We start from the raw sequence: 7634 nt of genomic DNA on the forward strand, positions 1-7634 counted from the left end.
AAACATGATCAAGGAAACGGATTCCCCGCAGGATCTCGCCGCCACGGTCGCGCAGGTTCGCACCGAAGTCAGCGCCCTCCACGCCTACCTGGTCACTTACAAATTAGTGGTCTGGACTGCCGGCAATGTTTCGGCCCGTGTGCCCGGGCAAGAGCTGATGGTCATCAAGCCCTCCGGGATTGAATACGACCAGCTGGCTCCGGAGTTGATGATCGTCACCGACCTCCACGGTGTTCCGGTAGACGGTGTGGACAGCGCGCACTGGGGGAACCCCGATTTGGCGCCTTCCTCAGACACCGACGCCCATGCCTACGTCTACCGGCACATGCCTGACGTCCACGGAGTCGTGCACACGCACTCCCCTTACGCCACCGCCTGGGCGGCTCTCGACGAACCGGTCCCGTGCGTGTTGACTATGATGGCCGATGAGTTCGGTGGAGACATCCCTATCGGGCCGTTCGCGCTCATCGGGGACGACTCCATCGGTCGCGGCATTGTCGAAACGCTGCGGGAGTCGAAGTCCCCGGCGGTGCTGATGAAAAACCACGGCCCGTTCACCATCGGGCCTTCAGCCAAGGCCGCCGTCAAGGCAGCCGTAATGGTGGAGGAAGTCGCGAAAACGGTGCACATCGCCCGCCAAATCGGAACTCCGATCCCGATCGATGCGGAGCATGTAGCCCGCTTAAACGACCGGTACATGAACGTCTACGGGCAATAGCGACACAACGGGCCCGATTGACGCACGCCTCCTGAGCCTGCCCTCCCGTCCGCCCGGGGATGGAAACAGGCTCAGGGCCAAACTCCTACGGCAGCCCTTGGACGGGGAGCGCGGGTACGTGATCCTGTCCCTTCCGTGGAGGTATGACACCTTGGTCAGTACCCGGTCAAGGTCTGCGTGGACTGCGGCGGTTTTTCGATGCTGGCGCGGTCCACGCGGGGGACCCTGCTACCAACACCGCGGTCATCTACTCAAAGCGACAGCCCTGATGCGCCGGCAATGTTCGGCGACTAGCACAACCACACTCATCCTGAAGAGAAACCGGCTTCCAGGAACTCACTGATGGCCCCCTATGAGACGTGTCCGCAGGGGCCCACCACACTACAAAACACTGTGTAAGCCGTGATCGGACGCCTGATCGCTGTCGGTTCTGAGAGAACCCAGGCCGCCCCTCACCTGAAGAGAAGGATCTGATACTCGTGACCGACCTCGCTCAGAAGACCGACGAAAAACTGCTGTGGACCGATGTGGACCGGCGCGCCGTGGACACGGTGCGGGTGCTGGCCGCGGACGCCGTGGAAAAGGTGGGCAACGGCCACCCGGGCACGGCCATGTCCCTGGCCCCGGTGGCGTACCTGCTGTTCCAGAAGGTCATGGTCCACGACCCCACCGATGACCGATGGACCGGCCGGGACCGGTTCGTCCTCTCCCCGGGCCACACGTCGCTGACGCTGTACCTGCAGCTGTTCCTCTCCGGGTACGGCATGGAGCTGGAGGACATCGAGAGCCTACGCACCTGGGGCTCCAAGACCCCGGGCCATCCAGAGTACCGCCATACCACCGGCGTAGAGATCACCACCGGCCCGCTGGGCCAGGGCCTGGCCTCGGCTGTGGGCTTTGCCTACGCCCAGCGCTACACCCGCGGGCTGTTCGACCCCGAGACCCCCTCCGGGGAGTCCGTGTTCGACCACACGGTCTACGTCATCGCCTCCGACGGGGACCTGCAGGAGGGCGTGACCTCCGAAGCGTCCTCGCTGGCCGGGCTTCAGGAGCTGGGCAACCTCGTGGTGATCTACGACCAGAACCACATCTCCATTGAGGACGACACCGACGTGGCGTTCACCGAGGACGTGCTCAAGCGCTACGAGGCCTACGGCTGGGACGTGTCCCGGGTGGACTGGACGAAGACCGGGGAGTATGTCGAGGACGTCGCCGAGCTCTACGAGGCGGTCCGCGCCGCGAAGGCCGAGACGTCCAAGCCCTCCTTGATCGCCCTGCGCACCGTCATCGGCTGGCCGGCGCCGAATAAGCAAAACACCGGGGCGATCCATGGCTCCAAGCTCGGGGCCGAGGAGGTCGCCGCCACCAAGGGACTGCTCGGCTTTGACCAGGAGAAGTCGTTCGTGGTCGAGGACGACGTGCTGTTGCATACCCGCGGTATCCAGGACCGCATGAAGGGCGTGCGCGAGGAGTGGGAGCAGAGGTTCCAGCAATGGCGGGGCGCCCACCCCGAGCGCGCGGAACTCTACGACCGGATCCGCAACAAGCAGCTGCCGGAGAACCACGCCGAGGCGTTCCCGGTGTTCCCGGCCGGCAAGGCCGTGGCCACCCGCTCGGCCTCGGGCAAGGTGATCAACGCCATCGCCGACACCTTCCCCGAGCTGTGGGGCGGCTCAGCCGACCTGGCCGGGTCCAACAACACCACCATCGAGTCGGCCAAGTCCTTTATCCCCGCCGACCGCTCCACGAACAAGTGGTCCGGGGACCCCTACGGACGGGTCCTGCACTTTGGCATCCGCGAGCATGCCGCCGCGGCGATCGTCAACGGCATCGTGATGAGCTCCCAGACCCGGGCGTTCTCGGGCACGTTCCTGATCTTCTCCGACTACCAGCGCCCAGCGGTGCGCCTCGGCGCGCTGATGCGCGTGCCGTCCATTTATGTGTGGACCCACGACTCGATCGGCCTGGGCGAGGACGGGCCCACCCACCAGCCGGTGGAGCAGCTGTCGGCCTTGCGCGCGATCCCGGGCCTGGACGTGGTCCGCCCGGCCGACGCCAACGAGGTGGCAGTGGCCTGGCGCACGATCCTGGAGCAGCACGAGCGTCCCGCCGGAATCGCCCTGACTCGCCAGAACGTGCCCACCTTCGCCCGCGAGGACCTCCACCCCGACGCCGAGGGCGAGCTGTTCGCCTCCGCCGAGGGCGTGGCCCGCGGCGGCTATGTGCTGATCGAGGCCGAGGGCGGAGACCCGGACGTAGCGCTCATCGGCACCGGTTCCGAGGTCACCTTGGCCGTCGAGGCCCGTGAGCTGCTGAAGCAGCAGGGTGTGCGCGCCCGGGTGGTGTCCATGCCGTGCCGGGAGTGGTTCGACGCGCAGAACGCCGCTTACCGCGACTCCGTCCTTCCTGCAGCCCTGACGGCTCGGGTGACCGTCGAGGCCGGCGTGGCCATGTCCTGGCGCGACCTGCTCGGCGTCGCCGGGCGGGCCGTGTCCCTGGAGCACTTCGGCGAGTCCGCTGACTACCAGACCCTCTACCGCGAGTTCGGGATCACTGCCGAGGCCGTCGCCGCCGCCGCCCAGGAATCCATCAAGGCGGCCGCTGCCGGTCTCTGACTCGGTCGAGCTACCACCTCGCCCCCTCCGTTCTTCCACCTGTCATTGTCAGCGTGCTGCCCGCGGGCGTGCCCATCACGAGCCCCCTGTGACGTCGACCACTTCACCCCAATCGTCCTCGACCCCTCTAAGGCCTGTTTTTCGGACCTGTTACTCGACCAGTCCTCGTTCGCCCTTTCGATTATCCCAAGTGAGGATCACCATGAACACTTCAGCCACTGCCTCCAACATCACCACCCCCACCAAGAAGCTCTCCGACGCCGGCGTGTCGATCTGGCTCGACGACCTCTCCCGCGAACGCCTTATCAGCGGCAGTCTCCGGGCCCTGATCGAGGAGAAGGACGTCGTGGGCGTCACCACGAACCCGACGATCTTCGCCGCCGCGCTGGCCGCCCACCGTACCTACGAGGTCCAGGTGAAGGAACTGGCCGCGGCCGGCACCGACGTCGACGAGGCGGTGTTAGCGATCACCACCGACGACGTGCGTGAGGCCTGCGACCTGTTCGCCCCGGTGGCCGAGGCCACCCAAGGCGTTGACGGGCGTGTGTCCATCGAGGTGGACCCGCGCCTGGCCCAGGACGCCGAGGCGACCTCGGCCATGGCCCAGCGCCTGTCCCGGACCATCGACCGGGACAACGCCCTGATCAAGATCCCGGCCACCGAGGCAGGCCTGCCCTCCATCACCGCGACCATCGCTGAGGGGATCTCCGTCAACGTGACGCTGATCTTCTCGCTCGAGCGCTACCGCGCGGTCATCAACGCCTACCTGCTGGGCCTGGAGCAGGCCTTGGAGAACGGCAAGGACCTCGCCGCGATCCACTCGGTCGCCTCCTTCTTTGTGTCCCGGGTGGACACCGAGATAGACAAGCGCCTAGACGCCATCGGCACCGACGAAGCGAAGGATCTGAAGGGTGAGGCGGGGCTGGCCAACGCCCGGCTGGCCTACCGGATCCATAAGGAGTCCCTGGACACCGAGCGGTGGGCCCGCCTGGCCGCGGCCGGGGCCCACCCCCAGCGCCCGCTGTGGGCGTCCACCGGCGTGAAGGATCCGTCCTTGCCCGACACCCGCTACGTCACCGGGCTCGTGGCCCCCCACACGGTCAACACCATGCCAGAGAAAACCCTGGAATCGACCTTCGACCACGCCGAGATCACCGGCGACACGATCACCGGCACCTACGAGCAGTCCACCAAGGTCATCGAACAGCTCGCCGAAGTGGGGATCTCCTACGACGAGGTCGTAGCCAAGCTAGAGGCCGAGGGCCTGACCAAGTTCGAGGACTCCTGGTCCGAGCTGCTGGAGACCGTCCGTGCCGCCCTCGACGCTTCGCGTTGAGCCCATTTTCTCCCGGACCGCACTCCAGCCTGGCGGGGATGCAGTCCGGGGCCTACATCCCAAGCGAAAGAGGTGGCACGGGAGATGAACACCATGGATACACCAGCTCGGAATTCAGATCGACTGCATCGAGGTGACCTAGTCGAAGTTTGCATATCGGCTCGTCCACCGTTCAATGGGATGGTCGAAGATCTGGCACCACAGTCCCGGGTGGCGTGGATCCGCGACTGCTCGACTGGAGAACGCAAGATGCTGCTCGTGGACGAATGCACGATTAGCCTTCTCGACCCTCCAGCGTCACGACCCTCACGACCTCAGTAGCGCCTCGTGACATGAAGCCCCGCGTGCCGCGACGGGGCTCTGGTGGTTCTTTCATCAACCCCCGTTGTCACTTCTTGAGGACCCAAAGCCTGCCCCTGTTATTGATGGTGTCCCAAAAAGTTTCGCAGGGGGATAACGGCATGAACAAGTCACATGCGGGGCATGCCGCAATCCCGTACCGGTACAGATGTCTCCCCTACCGACCCCCAGGCGTTCCGGGAGCCGATGGCCTCGACCGAGCAGTATTTCTCGCCGCTGCGAAGGCTCTTAGGACACCGACCGGTTCCCCGAAGAGCGTCAACGGGACTGGAACCGTGCGCCCCGCGTAGGTGCGGCCCGCGCCGATCGATGAGTCAGTCGAGCACTTCTCCGGCGAGCCGCTCCACCGGCAGGCCCGCTCGGTAGTGCTGCCGCCACTCCTTATAACCCTCCACTCCCACAGGGTCAGGGTCTGCGCTCACCAGCTCCAGCTCGGCGAACACGTGCGAGTTCAGGTATTCATTCAGTGACTGCACGCCGCCCCCGCCCGCCGTCCGGACGGTGAACGCCGCCAGAACCGCCATGCCCCAGGACCCACCCTCACCTGCGGAGTCGCCGACCGCGATGGGAGTGTTGATCGCGTCGGCCAGCACCTGCTGTGCGACTCCCTGGGTGCGAAAGATCCCACCGTGTGCGAACATCGAGTCGAGCCGGACCTTCTCCTCCTCGAGCAACACCTCCATTCCTGCGGCCATCGCTCCGAACGCGCCATACAGCTGCGCGCGCATGAAGTTCTGCAGGGTGAACCGTGACTGCTGACCGCGGACGAACAGGGGCCGCCCCGAGGCCACGCCCGTCTGATGCTCCCCGGACAGGTAGTTGTAGTTGAGCAGGCCGCCTGCGTCGGCATCGCCGTGCCGACCCTGGGTGAACAGCTCGCGGTAGAGATCCTCCGCCCGCATCGGACTACCAGTCAATTCCGCGAACTCCGCGAAGATACGCAACCATGCGTCAAGGTCCCCGGTGCAGTTGTTGGTGTGAATCATGGCCACCGGGTCACCGGCGGGCGTGGTCACTAGGTCGATCTCCTTGCGCGGGGAAGACAGCTCCGCCTCGAGGACGACCATGGCGAAAGCGCTGGTGCCTGCGCTGACATTTCCGGTGCGCGGCTCGATACTGTTGGTGGCGACCATGCCCGTGCCGGCGTCCCCCTCCGGCGGCGCCATCACCGCGCCGGGCTCGAGCGTGCCCGTTGGATCGATCAAAGCCGCACCCTCCGCGGTGAGCTCGCCACCGACTTCCCCGGCCAGCAGGACCTCGGGCAGGAGCTCACGCAATGACCACCCAAGGCCCTTGACCTCGTCCAAACCTGCAAAACTCTCGAGCATGGTCCGGTCGTAGTCACGTGTGGAGGAGTCAATTGGAAACATTCCGCTCGCATCCCCGATCCCAAGTACCTTGCGGCCTGACAGCCGCCAATGTACGTACCCGGCAAGCGTCGTCATGGAGGCGATCCGGTCCACGTGCTCCTCACCGCCAAGAACTGCGTGCAGGAGGTGGGAAATGCTCCACCGCAGGGGGATGTTCTGCCCAAACCGGCTGCTCAGAAAAGAGCTGGCGTCCTCCGTGTAGGTGTTGCGCCAGGTCCGAAAGGGGGTGAGGAGCTGATCGTCGGAATCGAATGCCAGATAGCCATGCATCATCGCAGAGACGCCGATCCCGGCCACCTTCGTGAGCCGGGCATCCCAGCGTTTACTCACGTCGCTGAGTAAACTCTCGTAGCAACTCCGGATGCCTGTCCACAGCGTGTCCAAAGAGTACGTCCAATTGTCGTCGACATACTCGCTCGCCCAGGCATGGGTTCCCGATCCCACCACCGTTCCGAACTCGTCGATGAGAGCGGCTTTGATGCGAGTGGATCCCACCTCAATTCCAAGGTAGGTCGCGCCGCGCTCGATCGCGTCCGCCGAGATGGTCATGTCGCTATGCCTCATGCGCCTACTCAATCACACCCTAACGAGATATCAATGTTCCCTTTTCGTCGGATTCCGGTTCACGACCCGTCATCAGTCCCCCGGTTGCTCGCGGGGTGTCGGTGGGCTCACACGCCCACAGTGTCGGGTCCATCGGTCCCCAGGCTGTGGTGGTGATGCGGTGACCGTAGCTGAAGTCATCGATGAGCCATACCCCGGTGTGGTCACACTGCCTGCTACTCATACGTCCTGGCGGTCTTCGAATCCGGCGCAAATGACTACATCATTAAACCGTTCAGACCCGGTGAGCTGCAGGCCCGCGTCGAGGCTATGGCCCCCGCTTCCGCAGCGGTGCCAGGGGCGCCCGCAGGTTTGAGGACAGCCCTCCGATTGAGGTAGGTCCCTTGGTCCCCCTAGGCGGCGCTGCAGACGTTTGAGCTGCGTCAACTTTCGGGCTGGAGGGCTGGCAGACGCTGAACGCCGATAACCGCGCATATGTCCATCGTCAGTGAAATGCCCCATGACCTAGCTGCAGCAAGCCGTTCCCACAACCAGTGCTGCTTGGTGGCTGGACCGCGCAGCCGGCAAGGCTTACGATGAAACGAAAGAAACGAAAACGTCCAATCAAACTTGGGTCAAGCTAGAAGCGAGAGCAATCATGGGTACGAGCACAGCGATGAAGGAAACCTTTT

At 64.7% G+C, this 7634-nt stretch carries 4 protein-coding genes; 3 read left to right on the forward strand and 1 reads right to left on the reverse strand.

The window, feature by feature from the left end; genetic code table 11:
* Positions 1-4 precede the first annotated feature (4 nt).
* The 3 genes from D477_RS03710 (at position 5) to tal (ending at position 4669) form a co-directional block, all read left to right on the forward strand.
* Positions 5-718 carry an L-ribulose-5-phosphate 4-epimerase gene (locus D477_RS03710; protein ID WP_043845508.1) on the forward strand — a complete coding sequence of 238 codons (714 nt, stop codon included), beginning with the start codon at positions 5-7 and terminating at the stop codon, positions 716-718.
* 479 nt (positions 719-1197) lie between these two features.
* On the forward strand, positions 1198-3333 hold the full coding sequence (gene tkt / locus D477_RS03715; protein ID WP_005267420.1) for a transketolase: 2136 nt from the start codon (positions 1198-1200) through the stop codon (positions 3331-3333).
* A 229-nt stretch (positions 3334-3562) separates the two neighbouring features.
* Positions 3563-4669 (forward strand): transaldolase, encoded by a 1107-nt coding sequence (gene tal / locus D477_RS03720; protein WP_043845512.1) that lies wholly within the window; start codon positions 3563-3565, stop codon positions 4667-4669.
* Between the two features lie 674 nt (positions 4670-5343).
* Here tal and D477_RS03725 read toward each other — a convergent pair.
* Positions 5344-6948 carry a xylulokinase gene (locus D477_RS03725; protein WP_043845496.1) on the reverse strand — a complete coding sequence of 535 codons (1605 nt, stop codon included), beginning with the start codon at positions 6946-6948 and terminating at the stop codon, positions 5344-5346.
* Between the last annotated feature and the right edge of the window lie 686 nt (positions 6949-7634).

The organism is Arthrobacter crystallopoietes BAB-32 (assembly GCF_000328305.2).
Taxonomy (GTDB): domain Bacteria; phylum Actinomycetota; class Actinomycetes; order Actinomycetales; family Micrococcaceae; genus Crystallibacter; species Crystallibacter crystallopoietes_A.

Bases quoted from the DNA above. Each gene is read 5' to 3' on its own strand.
- D477_RS03710 (WP_043845508.1), top strand. From the start codon at position 5: ATGATCAAGGAAACGGATTCCCCGCAGGATCTCGCCGCCACGGTCGCG.
- D477_RS03725 (WP_043845496.1), bottom strand. From the start codon at position 6,948: ATGACCATCTCGGCGGACGCGATCGAGCGCGGCGCGACCTACCTTGGA.